This window comes from Streptomyces sp. NBC_01439 (genome assembly GCF_036227605.1).
In the GTDB taxonomy this organism is placed as follows: Bacteria; Actinomycetota; Actinomycetes; order Streptomycetales; family Streptomycetaceae; genus Streptomyces.
Genome location: NZ_CP109487.1, coordinates 7,973,570 through 7,993,731, shown reverse-complemented (window position 1 = coordinate 7,993,731; position 20,162 = coordinate 7,973,570). Strand labels below are relative to the sequence as shown.

At 74.0% G+C, this 20,162-nt stretch carries 15 protein-coding genes; 4 read left to right on the top strand and 11 right to left on the bottom strand.

Going from position 1 to position 20,162, the window contains the following annotated elements:
- Window positions 1–28 precede the first annotated feature (28 nt).
- Entirely contained in the window at window positions 29–2,311 is a 2,283-nt protein-coding gene (locus OG207_RS36460) for a WD40 repeat domain-containing protein (protein ID WP_329104779.1), read from the bottom strand.
- A 217-nt stretch (window positions 2,312–2,528) separates the two neighbouring features.
- Between OG207_RS36460 and OG207_RS36455 the strand changes: the two genes are divergently transcribed.
- The 3 genes from OG207_RS36455 (at window position 2,529) to OG207_RS36445 (ending at window position 7,068) form a co-directional block, all read left to right on the top strand.
- Window positions 2,529–2,693 (top strand): class III lanthipeptide, encoded by a 165-nt coding sequence (locus OG207_RS36455; RefSeq protein WP_329104777.1) that lies wholly within the window; start codon window positions 2,529–2,531, stop codon window positions 2,691–2,693.
- A 113-nt stretch (window positions 2,694–2,806) separates the two neighbouring features.
- Window positions 2,807–5,491, top strand: coding sequence for a class III lanthionine synthetase LanKC (lanKC, locus tag OG207_RS36450; protein WP_329104775.1), 2,685 nt, complete (start codon window positions 2,807–2,809; stop codon window positions 5,489–5,491).
- A complete protein-coding gene (locus OG207_RS36445; protein WP_329104773.1) occupies window positions 5,488–7,068 on the top strand; it encodes an ABC transporter ATP-binding protein in 1,581 nt (526 codons plus the stop codon). Before lanKC ends, OG207_RS36445 begins: the two co-directional genes overlap by 4 nt.
- 14 nt (window positions 7,069–7,082) lie before the next feature.
- On the opposite strand, the gene OG207_RS36440 is transcribed toward OG207_RS36445, so the two are convergent.
- The 9 genes from OG207_RS36440 to OG207_RS36400 form a co-directional block, all read right to left on the bottom strand.
- The gene (locus tag OG207_RS36440) at window positions 7,083–10,037 is read right to left on the bottom strand and encodes a helix-turn-helix transcriptional regulator (protein ID WP_329104772.1); all 2,955 of its coding nucleotides are present in this window, start codon (window positions 10,035–10,037) and stop codon (window positions 7,083–7,085) included.
- A gap of 106 nt (window positions 10,038–10,143) precedes the next feature.
- Complete coding sequence (locus OG207_RS36435; RefSeq protein WP_030011604.1) at window positions 10,144–10,818, bottom strand: response regulator; 675 nt, start codon at window positions 10,816–10,818, stop codon at window positions 10,144–10,146.
- Window positions 10,806–11,933, bottom strand: coding sequence for a sensor histidine kinase (locus OG207_RS36430; RefSeq protein ID WP_329104770.1), 1,128 nt, complete (start codon window positions 11,931–11,933; stop codon window positions 10,806–10,808). Before OG207_RS36430 ends, OG207_RS36435 begins: the two co-directional genes overlap by 13 nt.
- Window positions 11,934–12,498: 565 nt before the next feature.
- Window positions 12,499–13,158, bottom strand: coding sequence for an alpha/beta fold hydrolase (locus tag OG207_RS36425; RefSeq protein WP_329104768.1), 660 nt, complete (start codon window positions 13,156–13,158; stop codon window positions 12,499–12,501).
- Entirely contained in the window at window positions 13,155–14,015 is an 861-nt protein-coding gene (locus OG207_RS36420; protein ID WP_402696142.1) for a DUF1295 domain-containing protein, read from the bottom strand. Before OG207_RS36420 ends, OG207_RS36425 begins: the two co-directional genes overlap by 4 nt.
- The gene (locus tag OG207_RS36415) at window positions 14,012–15,310 is read right to left on the bottom strand and encodes a cyclopropane-fatty-acyl-phospholipid synthase family protein (protein WP_329104766.1); all 1,299 of its coding nucleotides are present in this window, start codon (window positions 15,308–15,310) and stop codon (window positions 14,012–14,014) included. Before OG207_RS36415 ends, OG207_RS36420 begins: the two co-directional genes overlap by 4 nt.
- A complete protein-coding gene (locus OG207_RS36410) occupies window positions 15,307–16,068 on the bottom strand; it encodes a DUF1365 domain-containing protein (protein WP_329104764.1) in 762 nt (253 codons plus the stop codon). Before OG207_RS36410 ends, OG207_RS36415 begins: the two co-directional genes overlap by 4 nt.
- Window positions 16,065–17,327 carry an NAD(P)/FAD-dependent oxidoreductase gene (locus OG207_RS36405; protein ID WP_329108137.1) on the bottom strand — a complete coding sequence of 421 codons (1,263 nt, stop codon included), beginning with the start codon at window positions 17,325–17,327 and terminating at the stop codon, window positions 16,065–16,067. The genes OG207_RS36410 and OG207_RS36405 overlap by 4 nt, the downstream gene beginning before the upstream one ends.
- Window positions 17,328–17,371: 44 nt before the next feature.
- Window positions 17,372–18,067 carry a sigma-70 family RNA polymerase sigma factor gene (locus OG207_RS36400; RefSeq protein ID WP_443072798.1) on the bottom strand — a complete coding sequence of 232 codons (696 nt, stop codon included), beginning with the start codon at window positions 18,065–18,067 and terminating at the stop codon, window positions 17,372–17,374.
- Between the two features lie 100 nt (window positions 18,068–18,167).
- On the opposite strand from OG207_RS36400, the gene OG207_RS36395 reads away from it, so the two are divergent.
- Window positions 18,168–19,235, top strand: a complete 1,068-nt coding sequence (locus OG207_RS36395; protein ID WP_329104762.1) for a cobalamin B12-binding domain-containing protein — start codon at window positions 18,168–18,170, stop codon at window positions 19,233–19,235.
- Here OG207_RS36395 and OG207_RS36390 read toward each other — a convergent pair.
- Window positions 19,223–20,161 (bottom strand): alpha/beta fold hydrolase, encoded by a 939-nt coding sequence (locus OG207_RS36390; RefSeq protein ID WP_329104759.1) that lies wholly within the window; start codon window positions 20,159–20,161, stop codon window positions 19,223–19,225. The two genes, OG207_RS36395 and OG207_RS36390, sit on opposite strands and share 13 nt — an antisense overlap.
- Between the last annotated feature and the right edge of the window lies 1 nt (window position 20,162).

The following is a 20,162-nucleotide window of genomic DNA, read 5'->3' as shown; positions in this document are numbered from 1 at the left end:
CCTACCGGAGGGGTACGGTCCATTTCAGTCAACCCGCCGCCGGGCACAGCACCATGAGCTCCGGGCCGAAGGCGACCACGAGCCGCCCTCCCGGCGCGGACCCGAGCGCGCCCGCCGGGAGCGGCAGCGCGTACTCCTTCCCGACCTCTCGCCCGACGGCGGGGTCCCAGAACCGCACGGCCCGGCCCTGGCCGATGGCCACCACCGGCGGGGCGCCCCCGGCGGCGACGGCCAGGGGCCCGTTCGGATCCGTGTGGCCGGTCAGGGGTTCGCCGATCTCCCGCATCGCGGCCAGGTCCCACCGGCGCACCGTCTGGTCCCGGCTCCTGCTGACCGCCACGGGCCTGCCGTCGACCAGGGTGGTGACCACCGATGTCACCCAGTCGGTGTGGCCGGTCAGCGGTTCCCCGATCGGCCGGCCGGTGGTGAGGTCCCACAGCCGTACGGTCTTGTCCCAGCTTCCGGTGACCGCGACGGGCCGCCCCGCCAGTTCCGTCGTCGCGACGGTGGTCACCCTGCTGGCGTGCCCGGTGAGCGGTTCGCCGACCGGGCGGCGGGTGGCGAGGTCCCAGACCGCCGCGGTGCGGTCGCTGCCGGCCGTGACCACGACGGACCGGCCGGCCAGGGTCGCACCCGCCAGGGCCAGCACCCGGCCGTGGTGGGTGGTGACGGGCTCACCGAGGTGTTTCCCGCCCACCGGATCCAGCAGGTGCAGGTCGTCTCCTGAGCCTGCGGTCACGACCACCGGCCGCCCGTCCACCACCGATGCGACCATGGCGGTCACCTCTCCCTCCAGACCGGTCACGGGGTCCGTGACCTGCTGACCGGTGGTCAGGTCCCAGACGCGCAGGGTGCGGTCCGCGGCAGCCGTAACGACCACCGGGCTCCCCTCGAGAACGGCTGTGGTGATCGCCGAAACCGTTCCGGTGTGGCCGGTCCGGGCCGGCCCAGCCCCAGGGGTGCGGGTGAGGTCCCAGGTCCGGAGCGTGTGGTCGGCGCCCGCCGTGACGGCGACGGTCCGCCCGTCCACGACGGTGGTGGCCACGTCCCAGACCTTGCCGGTGTGGCCGGTCAGCGGCGGGCCCACGGGCTGTCCGGTGGCGCGGTCCCGTACCACCACCGTGTCGTCCTGCTCCACGGTGAACAGGACCTGATCGCCGCCGTCGGAAGGACCGTTGCCACGGCCGGAGATCCGCTGCCAGAGGTCCCCTGCCGGCTCCGGGCCGGGCGGGAAGGCCGGCGCCGTGCCACTCGCGCCGACGGCACCGATCACCCGCGTGCCGTTCACGCGCGGCCGGTCGTCCGTCAGGTCCCAGATGCGCTGGGATCCGTCCGCTTCGATGGTGAGGGCGACGGCACGTCCGTCCAGCACCGCGGTCTCCCGGGCCCGGGCCCGTACCAGGGCGCCGTTCTGACGGGCGAGGGCCAGGGGGCCGATGAAGCGGGGCTCCTCGCCGTCGAGGCCGACGGCGACGGCACGTCCGTGCACGAGCGTCACGGTCGTCGGGCCGGGCCGGGCCGCGCCGCCGGCCAGGGCCGCGGCGGCCGAAGGGGTCTCCACCGGCTCGCCGGTGGCCAGGTCCCACAGCCGCTGCGCCTCCTGGCCGGGCTCCCGGGCGGTGACGACGAGCACGCGTCCGTCGAGTTCGACGGTCCGCACCACCTCCAGCGACCGGGCCAGCTGATCGCCGGTGCCCAGGTCCCACACGCGCACCGTCCGGTCCACGTCGATGTCGTCGACGGTGAGGACGACGCGGCGGCCGTCCAACATCGCGAGGCCGGCCGCCGACGGGAAGGCGGTGACCCGGCGGCCGGTGAGCAGGTCCCCCACGTACAGGGTCCCGTCGGCCCCGAGGGTGAGGAGGACCCGGCGCCCGTCCAGGACGGCGCTCTCCACCAGTCCGACGAACTCCCCGGCCGCACGGCCGGTGGCCAGGTCCCACACCAGGACCGCGTCGTCGCCGTGCAGGCTGAAGGCCACGGGCCTGCCCTCGGCAACCGCCGTGGCCACGGACAACACCTCGGCCGTCATCGAGGACACCGGATCGGTACGACCGGTGACCGGATCGTGGAGTTGCCCGCCCGTCGCGAGGTCCCAGAAGCGCACGGTGTCGTCCCGGCCGCCCGAGACCGCGACCGGTCTGCCGTCGACGATCGCGGTGGCCACCGCCCGCACCGGGCCGCCGTGGCCGATGAGGGGTCGCAGCTGCCGCTGGTCCGGTACGGGGCCTTCGGCCCACTGCACGGTCCACCGCGGATCGTCGAGCGGGCCGTTCACGTCGTCGGGCGCACCCGTGGAGGTCTCAGACATGCCCCCGAGGCTAGACACCGCCTCTGACATCGCCCTTCCCTACCACATCGGGTGCCGCCGACCGGAGCGTGCGAACCACCACCATTCCGCCCCGTGCCGGGCCTCGCTTCGGTGGGGGGCGCGGGCGGAGATTATGCGGGGCCACCGCCCATGTGCGGCTGGAACGGATGGCGTTGAGTCGGTCCTGTCGATCGGCCGGCCAGGAATCCACATCACCGTGCGTCCCGCGCACCCGACCTTCGAGGAGGTGATCCGGATGAGCGTCCTCAAGCTTCAGAACATGGAGGCCCGCGTCACGCCCAGTGCTGCCGCCACCATCAGCCTGACGAGCAGCAGCAGCGACTGCTGCAAGTCTCCGCACCAGCCGCACGACCCGAACTGACCCGTCGGGTCCGTGCGGGGGCTCGGCGCGCCCCCGCACGGACCCGTCGTTCCCGATGGCCGCTGCCGCTGCCGCTGCTGCCGGCGGCCCCCAGGACGATCACAGAGGCTGACATGCGCAACGAACGCTGGGTCTACCGCTTCCTCTTCGCGTGGAACGACACACTGTTCTTCGACCCGCTCGACGTCTTCTACGAGCCGAACGCGGACCACTTCCTCGCCGCGTTCGACGAGCGGGTGCGGGACCGCTTCGTCCGCAGCGGCATCTGGTGGAGCTTCCGGCACAACCAGAACCTGCCGGCGCAGGGCTGGAAGATCCACGTCTCGTCGAGCCACCGCCACGTGCGCGAGGTCGCCGCCTCGGTGATCGGCCACCTGACGGAACGCGAGATCGATTTCAAGATCGCCCTCGACCTCAACATCTTCGAGATGCTCAACTCCAAGGCCATGTCCCGGGGCAGCGGCGGCAAGCTCGTCACCGTCTACCCGCGCGACGAAGACGAGTTCCGCACGTGCCTGGCGGACCTCGCCCGCCTCCTGAAGGGCGTCGAAGGTGCCTACGTCCTGTCGGACCTGCGCTACCAGGACAGCAAGGCCCTCTACTTCCGCTACGGCCAGTTCCTCGACACCCACACCGTCGACGTCCTCGGCCGCCGGCTGCCTCAGGTCCTCGGACCGGACGGGCCCGTCCCCGACGACCGGCGCCCGGGCCGTGCGCAGCCCTCCTGGGTGCCCTGGCCGTTCGACGACTGGCAGCCCGCCGACGAGGACGAGGGGGACGGCCTGCTCGGGGGCCGTTTCCGGGTGACCGGCGCGATCCAGTTCTCCAACAGCGGCGGCGTGTACACGGCCGAGGACACCGCGGACGACGACCGCCCGGTGCTGCTCAAGGAGGCCCGGCCGCACACCAACATCAACCCGCGCCAGGACCACGACGCCGTGGACATCCTCGACCGCGAGTGGATGTTCCTGAACCGACTGGCCGACGCGGGCTCGTACCCGGCGCCGATCGCCAAGTTCCAGCACTGGGAACACCACTACATCGCCGAAGAGTTCGTCGAGGGCTCCGACATCCGCTCGGTGCTGCTGGAGCGCAACCCGCTGGCACGGCCGGGGTTCGACATCGAGCGGTCGCGGGAGTACCTGCGGACATTCCTCGCCGTCTTCCGCGGGCTGGCCCGCGCGATCGGGGCCGCCCACGACCGAGGTGTGGTCCTCGCCGACTTCACCGCCGCCAACCTGCTCATCGACCCGGACACCTACGAGGTGACCATCGTCGACCTGGAGGCCTGCCGGCTGGCCGAGGGCGGCGACGCCGCTCTGGCGAAGCCGGTCGAGCTCTACACCCCGGGGTTCAGCCTCTCCCGCAACCGCTTCAAGGCGTACGGGCCGGAGGGCGACCGGTACGCCCTCGCCTCCACCATGGCGTACTTCGTCTTCCCGATCGCCGCCATGTCGTACCTGCGCGAGGACGTCCTCGACCTGTACCGGATCTTCATCACCGAGGGACTGGGCTGGCCGGAGCGGGTGCACCGGCTCATCACCGACCTGGCCCGGAACCGGATGGACCTCACCGGCCTGCTGGAGGCCCTGGAGGACGAGGCCGGCCTGCTCGACGCCGTCGAGGCCCTGCCGCAGCGCCCGGTCGTCGAGGAGCAGCTCGCCCTGGCCGAGGCGGAGGCCGGGGTGGCCGCGTTCGTCGAAGCCACCGCCGACACCGATCGCGACACGCTCTTCCCCGTCGACCCCTTCGCACACGTCACCAACCCGCTGAGCCTGGGCTTCGGAGCGAGCGGTGTCCTGTGGGCGCTGCACGCCAGCGGTGTCCCGATCCGCCCGGAGTGGCGTGCCTGGCTGGGCAGCAGGCTGGCGGACATCGATCCGGCCCGCTACCCGGACGGTCTCATGAACGGCCTGTCCGGCATCGCCTGGGCCGCCGACTCCCTCGGGCTCGCCGCCCGGGCCAGGGAGCTGCTGACCCGGGCCAACGAGCGCGCGGTGGAGAAGGGCGACCACACCTTCTACTACGGCCTCTCCGGGGTCGGCATGACGAACCTGCGCTTCTTCCTGCGCGGCCACGACCCCCGCGACCTCGCCGCGGCGCAGGAGTGCGCGCAGGCGCTGTACGAGACGGCGCAGCGCGACGGCGGGCAGGCCCACTGGCTCAACGAGTTCACCGCGAAGGGGCCGCTGACCGGCCTGGGCTTCGGGCAGGCCGGCGTCGCGATGTTCCTGTTGCGCATGCACCAGGTCACGGGAGAGGAGCGCTACCTGCGGCTGGGGCGGGAGGCGCTGGCCTGGGAGATGGCCCACGCCAAGCCCATCGACGACGAGGGCGGCCCGGTCATGTTCGAGCACGAGCGGACGATGGAGCCGTACGTCGAGGTCGGTTCCGCGGGCGTGCTGAAGGTGCTGCTGCGTTACGGGGACACCGAGGCGGCCCGGACCGTCCTGCGCGGACTGGACGTCCGGTACTCGGTCATGCCCGGCTACGCCTTCGGTATGACCGGGGTCGCCGACGCCCTGCTGGACGCGGCCGAGTTCACCGGCGACCGGTCGTACCGCGACACGGCGCTGCGCCAGCTCGACTTCGTCCGGAAGGTCTTCCTCTTCGAGCCCGCGGACCGTTTCGGGCTGCGCCGCGCCGAGGGCCGGCCGCCCCTGCTGGCACTGCCCGGTGACGGCCTGCTGCGCTGCTCCACCGACTACCTGACGGGCTCGGCGGGCGTGCTGCGGGTGCTCCACCGGGTCAACCGGGGAGGCCCGGCCGACTTCCTGCTGGACGAGGTCGGGCGGTGAGGCAACTGTGGGTCACGCTGCGGGGGCACCGGTCCCCCTTCGTGGTGGTCCTCGTCGCCGAGGCCACCACGAGCGGGCTGGAGGCGCTGCTGCACCCGCTGCTGCTGAAGGCCCTGTTCGACGAGGCGATCCTGACCGCCGACCTGCGGCGGTTCCTGGTCCTCGGCCTCGCCTACCTCGTGCTCGGGCTGACCCTCAACCTCACCGGGTACTGGGTCGCCTGCCGGCGCAAGCGGTTCGAGAACGCGTTCACGCTGGTGCTGGAGACGCAGCTGCTGGGGCGCGCCCTCGGCCTGGACGGGCGGAAGGTGTCGCGGGCGGGCAACGCCTCGTACGTGAGCCGCATCCACAACGACGTGTCCCAGGGGGTGCTGCCCGCCGTCGACGTGTCCCTGCGCATCGCGCGCCAGGCGGTCGCCTCGGTCGTCTTCCTGGGGGTGCTGCTGTACTTGTCCTGGCAGGCCAGCCTCGTCCTGCTGGTGATCGTGCCGCCGCTGGTGTTCGTGAGCAACCGGCTGGGCCGGCGGATCGAGGAGAACACCGGTCCCGAACGCGAGGCGGAGGCCCGGTACGTCAACACGCTGACGCGGACCCTGGAGGCCTTTCCCGCCCTGCGCGGTCTGCCGTCGCTGCTGCCGGGGACGCGCCGCGCGAACCAGGACGCGCTGCGCGGCTTCCTCGGCATCACCTTCGTCAACTTCCGGCTGGCGCAGCGCCAGCGGACCCTCAGCGACCTGGTGATGAACCTGTCGGACACCGCTTCGATGGTCGTCGGGGCCTTCTTCGTCTTCTCCGGCCGGATGTCCTTCGGCAGCTTCCTCGCCTTCGTCAACTCGCTGTGGCGGGCGGTGACCGGGATGTTCGACCTCATCAACATGATTCCGCAGGTCCGCCGGAGCACCGCCGTCCTCGAACGGATCGAGTCCCTGCGGGAGGCCCGGGAAACCCCCTACCACGACGAGGGGGCGCTGGTCCGGGTCCGCGGAGCCCGCGTCGTGTACGGCGGCGGCGCCGACGAGGACCGGGCCGGGGCCGGGGCCGGAGCCGGGAAGAGCGAGGTGGCCGGGGTCTCGTTCGACACCTTCGAGCTGCACGCCGGCGAGCACGTGCTGCTGCGCGGCCCCAACGGCTGCGGGAAGACCACCCTGCTGCACATCATCGCCGGGACGCTCGCCCCCGATGCCGGGTCGGTCACCCTGCCGGCCCGGGTGGCGAGTCTGACCGCTCCGGTGAACCTGCCCCCGCTGCCGGTGCGCGACCTCGTCCCGGACGAGCGGCTGCGCGCCGCGCTCGACCTGGACGCGTCGGCCGACCAGCTGCCCTCGGAACTGTCCTCGGGTCAACGCCAACGCGTCGGGGTCGCCGCGCTGCTGTGCGAGGACGCGGACGTCTACCTCGCCGACGAGCCGTTCGCGAACCTCGACGACCGCGGCAGGGAACTGGTGTTCCGGCTGCTGCGCGAGCGGACCGCCGGGCGGGCGCTGCTCGTCGTGCACCACGGGGACGAGGACCTCGACGGCCGCTTCGACCGCGTGGTGACCCTGGCGGCCGGACACCCGCTGGCCCGCCTCTCGTGAACCGGGCCCACGGCCTACGAGGCCACCAGGTCGCGGGTGGCGGTGGCGAAGGCCGTTCGGTTCGGGTGGCCGGTCTTCTGCAGGAGGCTCGCGACGTGCTTCTCGACGGTGCGCAGCGAGATGTGCAGACGGCCGGCGATGTCCTTGTTGCTGATGCGCTCGGCGACCAGCCGGGCCACCTCGAACTCGCGGACGGTGATCCCGCAGCGGCGCAGGTCCGGCGGCACCCGCTCGGTGCCCGTGCGCCGTTGCCGGACCGACGCGCCCATCCCGCGCAGCAGCGCCCGGCTGGCTCCGGCGACCGCCTGGAGGCCGGCCTCGTGGAAGTACTCCTCCGCTTCGCGCAGCCACTCGACCGGCGTGCCCCAGCCGTCGTCGTACGCCGACTGCGCGACGAGGCGCAAGCACAGCCTGCGCGCCACGGGGAAGGGTTCGGCCGCTTCGAGTGCCTTGACCGCGGCGGCCGTCGCCTCGTCGGGGCGGCCCTCGCGGCCGAGCAGCACGGCGTGTGCGAGGCCGGTGAACTGGTGGTTCCAGCGGGTGGCACCGGCGCTCGCCAGGGTGACCTCGGCGTGGTGGCGCCGGCCCATGCGGCCCTCCAGTACCCCGAGCAGCAGGATGATGCCGTGCTTGCCGAACCCTCCCATCGCGGGGTTCTCCGCGTCGTAGGCGAGTGCCTGCGCGAACTCCTGCCCGGCGGCCTCGTGCCGTTCCTCCAGCAGCGAGCAGAACGCGCGGGCCAGCCCGTACGACATCGCGCGCACGCCGGGTGCCGCGTCCAACAGCGGGGCCAGTCGCTCCAGTGCTCCGCGCATCTCGGCGCGGCGACCCTGGTGGGCGTACCGTACGGCTTCGGCGAGCCGCAGCATGGCCAGCGGGCGGCCCAGTCCGAGGCGCGAGGCATCGGCGGCGGCTTCCCGGATCCGGTCCCGGGCCTCCTCGAACCGGCCGTGCTGGATCCGGTCCAGCGCGAGGACGAAACCGGTGTCGTGGACCAGGGGCAGCAGGCCCATGCCCAGTGCCTCCCGCCGGGCCCCTTCGATCCCGGTGGGCCGGCCGTCATGGCCCGCGGCAACGATGGCCAGGTGGACGTCAGCGGCCACGCGCGGGACGGGCAGCCGGCGGGCGAGGGCGATGGCGCGCGCCCGCCGGAAGTGGGCCGCGGCCGTCGGCTCGTCCTGTTCCCGGGCCAGCTGCCCGAGCAGCAGCAGGGCCCTGCAGGTCACGTCGGGCAGGTCGACGCGCTGGGCGGCGTGCAGTGCCCTGAGGGCGTACCGGGTGGCGGTGCGCAGCCGGTCGGGGGCGAGCCTGCTCAGCTCCACGTGCACGGCGCAGAGGTCCACGAGGGCGGCGTGCTCGTCGGCTGGGTGGCTCCCGAGCAGTGCGCGGGCGATGTCGAGGTGCCACAGGGCTTCTGCGGGCCGGCCCGTCAGGGTGGCGATGTCGCTCAGCCGGGCGTGGAGTCCGGCGCGCCGCTGGGCGGGTATGCCGTGCTCGCCGCCGTCGCCGCCGAGGGTGTCCACGACGGCGGCGGGCGCGGGCAGGCGGTCGAAGCGGGCCGAGCGGGCGACGGCGTCCAGCAGGCACTCCAGCACCGTGGCGTGCAGTTCGGGCGCGGTGCCCGGTTCGACGAGCCGGTGGGCCCGGGTGAGCAGCTCCACGGCCCGGTCCACCGCGCCCTCGCCCGTCGCCCGCCCGGCCGCCTCGACGTACAGGCGGATGGCCTCGGGGGTTTCGCCGGCGTGCTCGTGCAGCTGGGCGGCGTGCTCGCACCACGTTCCCGGCAGTCCGGGGTGGAGTTCGGTGAGGGCGCGCGCGGCCCGTCGTACGTACCGGGCCCGCTCGCCCGGGCCGAGGTCGTCCAGCAGGGCCTCGGCCGCCAGCGGGTAGCGGAAGGTGTACCACTGGGCGCCCGGCCCGTCCGGCGTGATCAGGCACGAGGCGACCGCGGCGCGCAGGGCGGCGGAGAGTTCCGCGTGGTCGCGGCCGATGGCGCGCTCCAGTACGGGCAGTGCGAAACGCCGGCCGAACAGGGCCGCCATGCCGAGGAGTTCCGCGCCGAGCGGGCCGAGCCGCTCGACCTGGCGCCTGACGTTCTCCGCGACGGTGGGCGGGACGGACGGCGCCCCCTGGACGTGGCGGGCGGGGCGGCCGGTGAAGTCGTGGACGAGCTCCTTGACGACGAAGGGGATTCCGGCGCTGCTGTCGACCGCCCGGTGGACGAGGTCGGGACAGACCTCGGTCGGGGGGACGCGCAGCTCGGCCGCGACGAGGAGGTGCACGTCGGGTCGGCTGAGGGGTGCGAGGTCGAGCACCGCGGCGGCCCCGCGCTGGCGGGCCCGCGTGGCGAGTTCGGCCGCCGCGTCGGGAGCGCATCCGGTGACGAGGAGGAGGACGGCCGGCTGGTGCCCGATGTTGTCGAGGAGGTATTCGACGACCGCCAGTGTTCCGGCGTCGGCGTCGTGCAGGTCGTCGAGGACGAGCAGGCAGCCCTGCCGTTCCCCGACGACGGTGAGCAGGCGCAGCATCGTTTCGGCGACCACGAGGTGCGACGCGGCGTCGGCGTCCGCGTCCCGGGCGCCGGTCAGCAGCCGGGCCATGACCGGCCCGTAGCGGCCGAGTTCCTCCGGGGCGGGCAGCAGGCCCGCCCGGGACAGCAGGAGGAGCGCCTCGACCAACGGCCGGTACGGGACGGGTGAGCCGACGGCGCTGGCCCGTCCCCGTACGGTGACCATGTTGGTCTCTGCGGCCACGGCGAGGGCCTCGGTGGCGAGCCGGGTCTTGCCGACGCCGGACTCGCCGGTGACGAAGAGCGCCGTGCCGCGCCCGGACCGGGCGGCCGCCAGGGCGAGCATGATCTGCCCCATCTCGGGGCCGCGGCCGATGAGTTCCCCCCGCCTCGGGTGCGGATCGCCGCCCGGGCCCGCGGCGGTACAGTCCTCCGGCAGCGCCGGCCAGAAAATGGACACCGGCTCGTCCCCTTTCCGGCGGGCCGTCCGAGGCGCCGCCGGGGATGACGGTATGGACGGTGGCGTGCCCCCTGTAGCCGTCCGTTTGGGGGGCTTGTGGGGGTGGTCAGCCCGCGTCGAGACTGTCCTCCCGGACCCGCTGGGCCAGGTCGAGCTTGGTGTAGGTGGGGCGGCCCGCCTGCTGGTACTTGGCCTTGACCCGGTCCAGGTAGTCCTTGGCGGTGTGGACGGTGATGCCGGCGCGCCGGGCGGCGGACTTCAGGGTCAGTCCGGAGGCGTAGTCGAGGAGGATCTGTCGTTCCCGGGGCGAGAGGCGGGGGCGTGCGGGGCTGTCGTCGTAGGCGCAGGCGAAGGCGAGTTCCGCGGAGAGGGCGCCCTGGCCCGAGGCGAGGTCCTTGATCGCGGCGACCAGGGTGGGCAGGTCGTGGTCCTTGGTCAGGTAGCCGTCGGCGCCCGCCCGGATGGCTTCGATGATCCGGGAGCGGTCGGGCACCGTGCTGATCATCAGGACGCGGCTGCCGGTCCGCAGCAGCCGCCGGATGTTGTCGGCGGGAGCGGAGCCGTCGCGCAGGACGAGATCGAGGAGGACGATGTCGGGCGGGGAGTAGCCCGTCGCCCCGAAGCCGTACGGCAGTTGCGCGTCAGGTGCGCCGAGGAGCTCCCCGACGGTGGCGGCGGTCGCCACGAGCCGCAGCTCCGGCACGCCGCCGAGCCAGGCCCGCAGGCCGTCGAGGAGCATCCGGTCGTCGTCCACCACCGAAACGGTGATCACCCGGGCCATCTCAGCTCCACCCTCACGCCCTCGCCGGGGGCGGTGTCCACGGTCGCCCGGCCGCCCACCTCCGTCATCCGGCCGTGGACCGAACCGCGCAGGCCGAGGCCGGGCTCGCACCGCGCGGGGTCGAATCCGGGCCCCCGGTCGACCACGGTGACGACGGCTCCCCCGCGTCCGTCCGGGTCCCTGGTGGCGGTGAGGTAGGCGTGTCCGGTGCCCGCGTGGCGCCGTACGTTGTTCAGCGCCTCACGGACGGCGTCCCCCAGCGCGGCGGCGACCGCGGGGGGCACCTGCGGAAGGTCGTGGTACTGGGCGGTGACCCGCAGTTGGAGGCTCTCGACGTGTCCGACCGCCTCTTCCAGGGCCGTGCCGATCTCCCGGTGGTGGACCTCTTCGGCGGTCTGCTGGATCAGGCGGCGCAGGTACGCGGCCTCGCGGGCGCAGCGCTGGCGCACCTCGGGGGCATTGGCGTCGACCGCGCCGGAGGCCAGGGTGGTCAGGGTGGCGAGGACGGTGTCGTGGAGCGCCCGGTGGTGTTCCAGCCGCTCGGCGTAGCGCGCCTTGTGGGCCTCGGCGGCCACCGCGCGGGCGTTGGCCTCGTCGAGCAGGCGGCCCTGGCGGAGCAGGTACCACCGGAAGAGCCAGGTCATCACGGCCGAGGACACCAGCGAGTTGGTGTGGCCGAGGATCACGGCGGGGCTCGCGCCGACCGCGTGGTAGCCGATGAAGTGGGTGCCGATGAGGAGGCCGATCACGATCAGGGCGTGGAGCCGTCGGAGGGAGATGGCGACGACGGCGCTCGCCGAGCCGCCGAGCAGCATGGCCCAGGCGATCGCGGGCGGTTCGCGCAGGCCGCCCCAGGCCCAGAGGGCCAGGGGCAGTGCGCAGCCGGTGACCAGGGCGTCCGCCCAGATGTGCCGCCGGTCGAACCAGCCGCGCCGCAGGGCGGCTCCGTAGGTCAGCGCGCTCAGCCCCAGGGCGACGGCGAATCCCGCGTACTGGAGGGGGAGTTCTGACCGACGCTGGGCGACGGCGAGGGCGCCCACCGTGAGATGGCTCGCCCGGTACAGCAGGGTGGCGACGATCAGGAAGGACTGGGCGCGTTGCAGGCCCGACGCCACCCCCCTCGTCCCCTGCAGTGCCCGTATGCGCCGTACCGGTAAGGACAGCAACGCCAAGACCACACCTTCCCTTACCGATGTGCCGGTGACATCTGCCATTTTGCCCCAGCAGGTGCACGTCAAATAGGCGGGTACCGGCCTGCTCACGGGCTTGGCCGAGGTGCCACCCCAGGTCGGCCGGAAAGGTGTTTCCGGCCCCGTCCGGCACCGGTCCGACACGTGTCCGGCGCCCATCGGCCAGGGCGAAGACGCCGTGCCGGCCACCGGCGGAGGGTCTCGCGCGGGTCCTCGGTGGCGAGATCGCTCCCCTCCTGCGGTCCGTCGGCGACCTGGATCCGGACGCGGTCGATGCCGCGGTACTGGATCCGGGGCGCTCGGGCCACCGTCCCCGCGACGGAAATGCTCGGCGGTTGGGTACCGGGCGGCGGGCTGTCCGCAACCGCTGGCCCGGGCCCTGCTGGAGCAGCCGGTGGAGGGCATCGACGACTGGACGGTTGCCACGGACGGCACCGGCCGGAGCCGGATCGCGGTCGGTGTGACGGAGGACAGGGCTCCTGGGGCGGGCTCAGTCCCGTGTGACCAGGCTGGTGACGAGCGCTGCGGTACGTCGGTGCCAGGCGCCCGCGCCGCGGAGCATCGCATGGCCGCCGGTGAACATCGGGATGGCGGTGGCGTCGGCGCCCGCGAGCCGGGACCGGCGGACGAACTCCCAGGACCCGGCGGCCGAGGTGACCCGGTCCTCCTCGTCGTGCAGCAGGTAGAGGCGCCGGCCCGCGAGGTGGTCCACCGGTTCGCCCGGTGGGCACCAGGGGGCGAGGGCCACCACGCCGTGGACCAGGGGTGCGCCGGCCGCCCGCAGCGCTGCCCGGCCGCCCATCGAATGGCCCACCAGGACCACCGGTACGTCCCCGGCGAGCTCGCGCAGCCGCACGAGGGCCGCCTCCGCGTCCCGGGCGGCGTCGCAGCGGGAGCCGTTCCAGCCGCGGTGCCGGTAGCGCACCTCCGCCACGAGGACGTCGCGTCCGCGCGTCGCCCGGACGACGGCGGCCGCGAAGGGCCGCATCCGCAGCGCGGGCAGGTTGACCAGGGGCGGCGGCTCCGGCCCCTCCTCGCGCCCGCCGTGCAGCAGCAGGACCGCGGCCGCTGGTATCGCGGGGGACGTACGGAGCACGAGGGCGCGGCCCTCGCCGGTGGCCTCCGTGTTCCGCTCGGTTCCGGCGCTCACCCCGCCTCCCCGTGCGTGCGGCGCGGCGGGCGCGGGAAGAACCCGCTGGTGCGGGCGGCATAGGCGGCGTATCCGGGCCGGTCCGCCATGTGCGCCTCCAACAGTCTCTTGCCGCTGCCCCAGATCAGCAGCGCGCTCATCACCAGGGGTGAGACCAGCGTGAGTGCCGCAGTCTGCCAGGTCGCGCAGGCCAGCAGGTAAAGACCCCACCACACGAGGAAGTCACCGAAGTAGTTGGGGTGCCGGGTCCAGCTCCACAGGCCGCGGTCCATGATCGTTCCACGGTGCTCGGGGCGTTCCTTGAAGCGGGCCAGCTGGAAGTCGCCGACCGCCTCGAAGAGCAGTCCGGTCACCCAGAGCAGCAGGCCGACGGCGGCGAGCGGCCCGAGGGGAACGGGCACGTACGACGCCGCCTGCACGGGCAGCGACACGAGCCAGACCAGCGCACCCTGGAGGAGGTAGACCTTGCGCAGGGCGTAGAGCCGGGGGCTGCCCGGCGCCCGGGCGAGCATGCGGGCGTAGCGCGGGTCCTCGCCGTGCCCCCGGCCGCGCCCGGCGATGTGCAGGGCCAGGCGCAGCCCCCACACGGTGGTCGCCGCGGCGACCGCCAGACGGCGGCCGTCGTCGCCGTACCCGGCCGACAGCAGCCAGCTGGTGAGCGCCACCGCGGCGAAGGCGACTCCCCAGGCGATGTCGACGATCCGGTGCAGTCCCTTGACGACGGCCACGGCGAAGGTGACCAGCATGACGGCGAACGCGGCGCCCGCCGCGACGGCCAGGTTCACGGACAGCGCGCCCCACTCGACGCCGGCGGACAGCGCCTGGGCCTGGACCTGGACCTGGGCTCCGGCGGTCATCGGGGCTCCCGTGGCCCGTCGTGGTCGGCGGTGAGCAGGAGTTGGCGCACGTCCAGGTAGCGCGAGCGGAAACCGGCCTCGGAGTAGGCGAGGTAGAGCTCCCACATGCGGTGGAAGGTGCGGTCGAAGCCGAGGGCGGCGACGGAGTCGGCCCGGCGGTCGAACTCCTCGCGCCACAGCCGCAGCGTCTCCGCGTAGTGGTCGCCGAAGCCGTCGTCCGCCACGGTGCTGAGCCCGGCGGCGGCGCTCGCACCGGCGATCGCCTCACGGGAGGGGATGACCCCGCCGGGGAAGATGTACTTGCTGATCCAGGTGTGCGTGCGGGCGGTGAGGAGCATGCGCTCGTGCGGCATGGTGATGGCCTGGAGGGCGACGCGACCGCCGGGGGCGAGGAGCCGGCGCAGGGCGGCGAAGTAGGTGGCCCAGTACTCGGCGCCGACCGCTTCGATCATCTCGACGCTGACGACGGCGTCGAAGGAGCCTTCGACGTGCCGGTAGTCGCGCAGTTCGACGGTGACCCGGTCTCGGAGGCCGGCCGCGGCGATGCGCTCCCGGGCCAGGTCGCGCTGCTCGGCGGAGAGCGTCACGCTCAGTACGTCGGCGCCCCGGGAGGCTGCTCTGATCGCCAGCTCGCCCCACCCGGTGCCGATCTCCAACACCCGCGAGCCCGGGCCGACGTCCGCCAGGTCGAGGAGCCGGTCGATCTTGCGGTGCTGGGCGGCGGTGAAGGTGCTGGGTGAGGCGGGGAAGGCGGCGAACACCGCCGAGGAGTAGCTCATGCTCCGGTCGAGGAACAGGGTGAACAGTTCGTTGGACAGGTCGTAGTGGCGGTGGATGTTCTCCCGCGCCCCCTCGGGGGTGTTGCGCTGCTGCTCCGGGCGCCTGCGCACCCAGGCTTCGCGCAGTCGGCGCAGCGGCGCCGGCACCAGGTCGTCGACGTGGGTGGCGAGCACGGTCAGCACGTCGACCAGGTCGTCGCTGTCCCATTCCCCGGCCATGTACGACTCGCCGAAGCCGATCAGGCCGTCCGCGCCGATCCGGCGGTGGAAGGCCCCGGGGTCGTGGAGGGTGAGGGTGGGCAGCGCGCCCTCCTGCCGGGGAACACGGTACGCGGACGGCTCCCCGTCCCCGTGCCGGACCCGCAGCGGGAGCCGGTCGAGGGCACGGCCGAGGATCCGCTCGGCGACGGCCGTGCGCAGGGCCGAGGCGCGGGGCGGCCGGGCCACGTCGGGCCAGCGCGCCAGGTCGACGGGGGCGAACGCGCTCTCGCGGGCCGGGATGTACGAGACGGTCACAGGGTGCCTTCCTGCGGGGAACGAACGGGACGGGGGCGGACCGGAAGGCCGCGGAGGAAGAGGCGGATGCCGTGGAAGCGGATGCCGGCGGAGACCCGGGCCGTGGACCACGGGTGGCGCAGGGCGGTGCCGAACAGGGCGCGGGCACCGGCGGGCCGGTGCGTGCCCCGCACCGTCGCGGTGAAGGGGCAGGTCCCGTCGTCGTGGCGCAGCTGCACGGTCAGGTCGAGGCGGTCGCCGGGGACGGGCAGCCGCATCCGGTAGAAGCCCTCGACGGCGAAGAACGGCGAGACGTAGAAGTCCTTGGGGACGTCGGTCAGCCCGTCGATGCCGGGGCGCAGCACGTAGCAGTGACGCTCGCCGTAGGTGTTGTGGACCTCGGCGACGACGCAGACCGGAGTGCCCGCGATGTCGTGGCACCAGTAGAGGGTCAGCGGGTTGAAGACGTGGCCGAGGACCCGAGCGTGGGCGAGCATCAGGACGCGTCCGTCGGCGTTCTCCACTCCGTGGGCGGCGAGTTGGGCCTGCAGGCCCGCGCGCAGGGTGGGCGCCCGGCCGCCGAAGTGGTCGCGGGGGTCGAACCGGGCCAGCGGGCGCAGCGCCCGGGGTATGCGGGGTGGGTCGTCGATGTCGATGAGCCACAAGTAGGTGCGCTGGCGGAAGGCGTGGCGGACGGGGGTGGTGCGGGCGTGGGCCACGGTGCACTCGTACAGGGCCGGTACGCGGGGCGGGGTCTGCCGCACGGGGGTGCCGTTCACCACCGCACCCCCAGGGCTTCGGCCGCGGCGACGCCGGAGCGGCAGCCGTCCTCGTGGAAGCCCCAACCGTGGTAGGCGCCGGCGAAGGCGGTCACGGACGTGTTCAGCCGGGGCAGTTCTTCCTGCGCCGCGACGGACCGGGGGGTGTAGACCGGGTGTTCGTACACCATGCGGGCGATCACGTCGAAGGGGTGGACCCGGCCGCGGGCGTTGAGGGTGACGATGTGCGGCTCGGCGGTCGGTAGCTGCTGGAGCCGGTTCATGTCGTAGCTGACCTGCACGCTCTCGGGGCGGGCGGAGCAGGAGGGGAGCCAGTAGTTCCAGGAGGCGCGCGCGTGCGCGGAGCGGGGCAGCAGCGAGGTGTCGCGGTGCAGCACGGTGGGGTTGCGGGAGTACGTGAACGCGCCGAGGATCCGGACCTCGTCCTCGGTCGGATCGGCCAGCAGGCGCAGCGCCTGGTCGGGGTGGACGGCGATGACCACGGCCGCGTACGGGGTCGAGTCGCCGTCGGGGGTGAGCACGCGCGCGTGGTCGGCGGCGCGCACGACGGCCCGGACCGGGGTCGAGGTGCGGACGGAGGTCAGGTGCTTGGCGGCCTTGGCCACGTAGCTCGCCGAACCGCCCGTGACCGTACGCCACTGCGGGGACCCCTTGACGGTGAGCAGTCCGTGGTGGTCCAGGAAGCGGAAGAGGTAGCGGGCGGGGTACTGGAGGGCGGTGTCCGGTGCGCAGGACCAGACGGCCGCGACGAGCGGGATGGCGAAGTGGCCCACGAAGTAGGGGGAGAAGCCGCGCCGGTCGAGGAACTCGCCCAGGGTCTCCCCGGTGTCGGGGGAGGCGAGCGTCCGGCGGGCGGCGCGGTGGAAGCGCGGCACCTCGGCGAGCATGCGCAGGTGGCGACCGCGCAGCAGGTTGCCCCCGCCGAGCAGTCCGGCCGCGCCCCGGGCGCCCGCGTACTCCAGGCCGCAGCCGTCGCACCGTACCGACATGCTCATCTCGGATTCCTGGGTGGTGACGCCGAGTTCGCGGAACAGCCGCAGCAGGTGCGGGTAGGTGCGCTCGTTGTGCACGATGAATCCGCTGTCCACGTGGACCGTTCCCGCGTCCTCGGTGGGCAGTTCATGGGTGTGGGCGTGGCCCCCGAGGCGATCGTCCGCCTCGTACAGCACCACGTCGTAGGTGCGTTGCAGGACGTGGGCGGCCGTCAACCCGGCCACGCCCCCGCCCACCACAGCGACTCTCTGCCGGTCCACGTCCATCAACCCCTCGCGCTCGCCTGCCCGCACGGCCGGTGCCGGGCGTTTCACGGGTACTTCGGTGCAGGACGGCCCGCGGATGGGATCTTGTTCCGGCGGGTGCGCCCGCGACCGGCCGACTCCCCCGCTCCACCCCCGCCGCCGCCCCCGCGCGCCTCGCCGCCGAGGCAGTGGCGCATCCGGTGCAGCCCCCGCCGGGCGTGGCTCTTGACGGTGCCCAGCGGCAGTCCGGTGCGCTCGGCGATCTGGGCCTGGGTGAGGTCCGCGTAGAACGCCATGGCCAGCACCTCCCGCTGCGCGCGGGGCAGTTTCGCCAGTTCGCCGGTGACGAGCAGCCGGTCCAGGACGGTTTCCGGACCCGCCGGCGGCTCACCCGGGGGCGGCAGGGCGGCGCCGGCCGCGGACACCAGATCGAGCCTGCGGGTACGCGCCGCGAGCGCGTCGGCGATCTTCCGCCGAGTGATGCCCACCAGCCAGCCGGGGAACGGGCCGCGCTCCGGCCGGTAGTTGGCGCGGCCCTGCCAGGCGGCCAGGAAGACCTGCTGGCTGACGTCCTCGGCCTCCCTGGAATCGCCGAGGGTGCGGGCCGCCAGGGCGAGGACGAGTCCGCCCCAGCGCCGGTAGGCGGCGCTCAGGCACCGCTCGTCGCCGTGTACAAAACCCATCGCGACCTCGTGGTCGAGAAGCTGCTCCCGGGCCGCGGGCACGGGGGACGGCCGGGCGGTGACGCTCTGTGCGGTCATGGCGACTGCTCCTCGGGGGCCGGGGCCGGTTCCCGTCCAGATTCCGACCCGTCCGCGCATCGATTCCACTCGCATCGGTTGTGCGTCGCATGATGGAGAGATGAACGAGCCCGCACACCCCGCCGAGCTGGCGCGGCCCCCGCACGGCATCACCACCGGAGCCGTGGCGCGCCGGCTGGGAGTCGCCCCCACGACACTGCGGTCCTGGGACCGGCGGTACGGCATCGGGCCGGCCGCCCGCCAGGACGGCAGGCACCGGCGGTGGACCTCCGGGGACATCGCCGTCCTGCAGGAGATGTGCCGTCTGACCGCGTCGGGGGTACCGCCCGCTGAAGCCGCGCGCGCCGCCCTGGCCGGGACGGCGCCCGCCGAACCCGCCGAGCCCGCCGCGCCCGCGCCCTCGGCGCCCGCTGCCGCCACACCGGCCCGTCAGCCGGGTTCGGGCAACGGCCTGCCGCTCGGCGACGTGCGCCAGGAGTGCCGGGGTCTGGGCCGGGCCGCCGTCCGCCTCGATTCACCGACCATGGACGAGATGCTCGGCTCCCTGATCGGCGAGTACGGCCTGGTCGCCACGTGGGAGGAGGTGATGGTGCCGACCCTGCACGCCGTGGGGCGCAAGTGGGAGACCTCGGGCGACCAGTACGTCGAGGTCGAACACCTGCTCTCCTGGCACGTCTCGACCGCGCTGCGCCGCGTGGGCATCGGGGCGCCGTCCGGACACCGGGCGAGCGCTCCCCCGATCCTGCTGGCGTGCGTACCGGGCGAGCAGCACACGCTCCCGCTGGAGGCGCTCGCCGCCGGTCTCGCCGAACTGGGACTGCCCGCCCGGATGTTCGGGGCAGCGGTGCCGCCCGAGGCGCTCGACCAGGCCGTGCGCCGGACGGGACCGGTCGCGGTCGTGCTGTGGGCCCAGGCCCGCTCCACCGCGCACCACGCTCTGGCCCGGCACGTCGCCGACACCACCTGGGGCGTCAAGGGCGCCCGGGCCCGGACCACGGTCCTCCTGGCGGGCCCCGGCTGGGCGGGACCCGTACCCGCCCCGGGCATGCTCCGCCCCGGCGGACTGCGGGAGGCCCTGGGCCTGCTGCGCGGACTGTGCGAGGCGGCGACGACCACCACGACCGCGGTGGGACGGGGAGGCGCCGGAGCGGCCCCTCACCGCTCCTGACCGGCGCGGGCCTGCTCGACCACGTCACGGATCGCCCGTGCGACGAGCCGCGGCTGCTCGACGGCGATGCCGTGGCCGCTGTCGGTGTCGGTGACGTGCCGGGCCCGCAGGTCCTCCGCCAGGCGCCGCTGGGCGGCCAGCCAGGCCGGCCAGGTCGATCCGCCTCCGACCGACAGGTCCCAGGGGTGGTCGGAGGTGAGCACGACGGCGGGCAGGCCCCGGGGCAGGGCCGGCGCCCCGCGCAGCTCCCGCACGGCGCCGGGGTAGTCCGGTGTTTCGAGGCCCTTCCCGGTGTCCATGGCCCGGACCTTGTCCATCCAGGCCGACCATTGGGCCGGTGTCAGGGTGTCCTGGAGGAACGGGGAGGCGCCGTCGACGGTCACCACCCCGGCGGTCCGCGCCGGTTCGGTGCGCGCGAACAGCGAGGCAATCATCGCTCCCCACGAGGCACCGACCAGTACGTACGGCGGCTGCTCACCGGCGGCGTCGAGCACCGCCCGCAGGTCCCCGACGCCCGCCGCCGCCGTGGTGGGCTGGGTGACCGGAGTCGAACGGTTCGGCGTACCGTCCAGCCGGGTCGTGCCGGGACGGTCGTAGGCGCACACCCGCGTGAACCGGGCGACCTCCGGGAGCACCGCCGACGGATCGGGCTTCGGCTCGGCCCCCGGACGCGCGGCGTCCGCGATGTGCGTCCACTCGTCGGACGCGCCCCTGGCACCGGACACGAGCACGACCGTGGGGGATCCGGATCCGCGGCAGTCCAGCAGCACGCGGCGACCGCCACCGATGTCCACCGGGCGGGCCCGATCGTCCCCGTCGTCCCGGGCCGCCCCGGGCGCCGCCCCCGCGCACAGCGCGAGCGAGACGGCGAGGGTGACAGCGGCGGCGGACACGTGACGGGCCCGGACCGGGCGTCTTGCGAACACC

Excerpts from the sequence above, each read along its gene's own strand:
- OG207_RS36460 (WP_329104779.1), bottom strand. The coding sequence starts at position 2,311 with ATGTCTGAGACCTCCACGGGTGCGCCCGACGACGTGAACGGCCCGCTC.
- lanKC (WP_329104775.1), top strand. The coding sequence starts at position 2,807 with ATGCGCAACGAACGCTGGGTCTACCGCTTCCTCTTCGCGTGGAACGAC.
- OG207_RS36435 (WP_030011604.1), bottom strand. The coding sequence starts at position 10,818 with ATGGCCCGGGTGATCACCGTTTCGGTGGTGGACGACGACCGGATGCTC.
- OG207_RS36420 (WP_402696142.1), bottom strand. The coding sequence starts at position 14,015 with ATGACCGCCGGAGCCCAGGTCCAGGTCCAGGCCCAGGCGCTGTCCGCC.
- OG207_RS36405 (WP_329108137.1), bottom strand. The coding sequence starts at position 17,327 with ATGGACGTGGACCGGCAGAGAGTCGCTGTGGTGGGCGGGGGCGTGGCC.
- OG207_RS36400 (WP_443072798.1), bottom strand. The coding sequence starts at position 18,067 with ATGACCGCACAGAGCGTCACCGCCCGGCCGTCCCCCGTGCCCGCGGCC.
- OG207_RS36395 (WP_329104762.1), top strand. The coding sequence starts at position 18,168 with ATGAACGAGCCCGCACACCCCGCCGAGCTGGCGCGGCCCCCGCACGGC.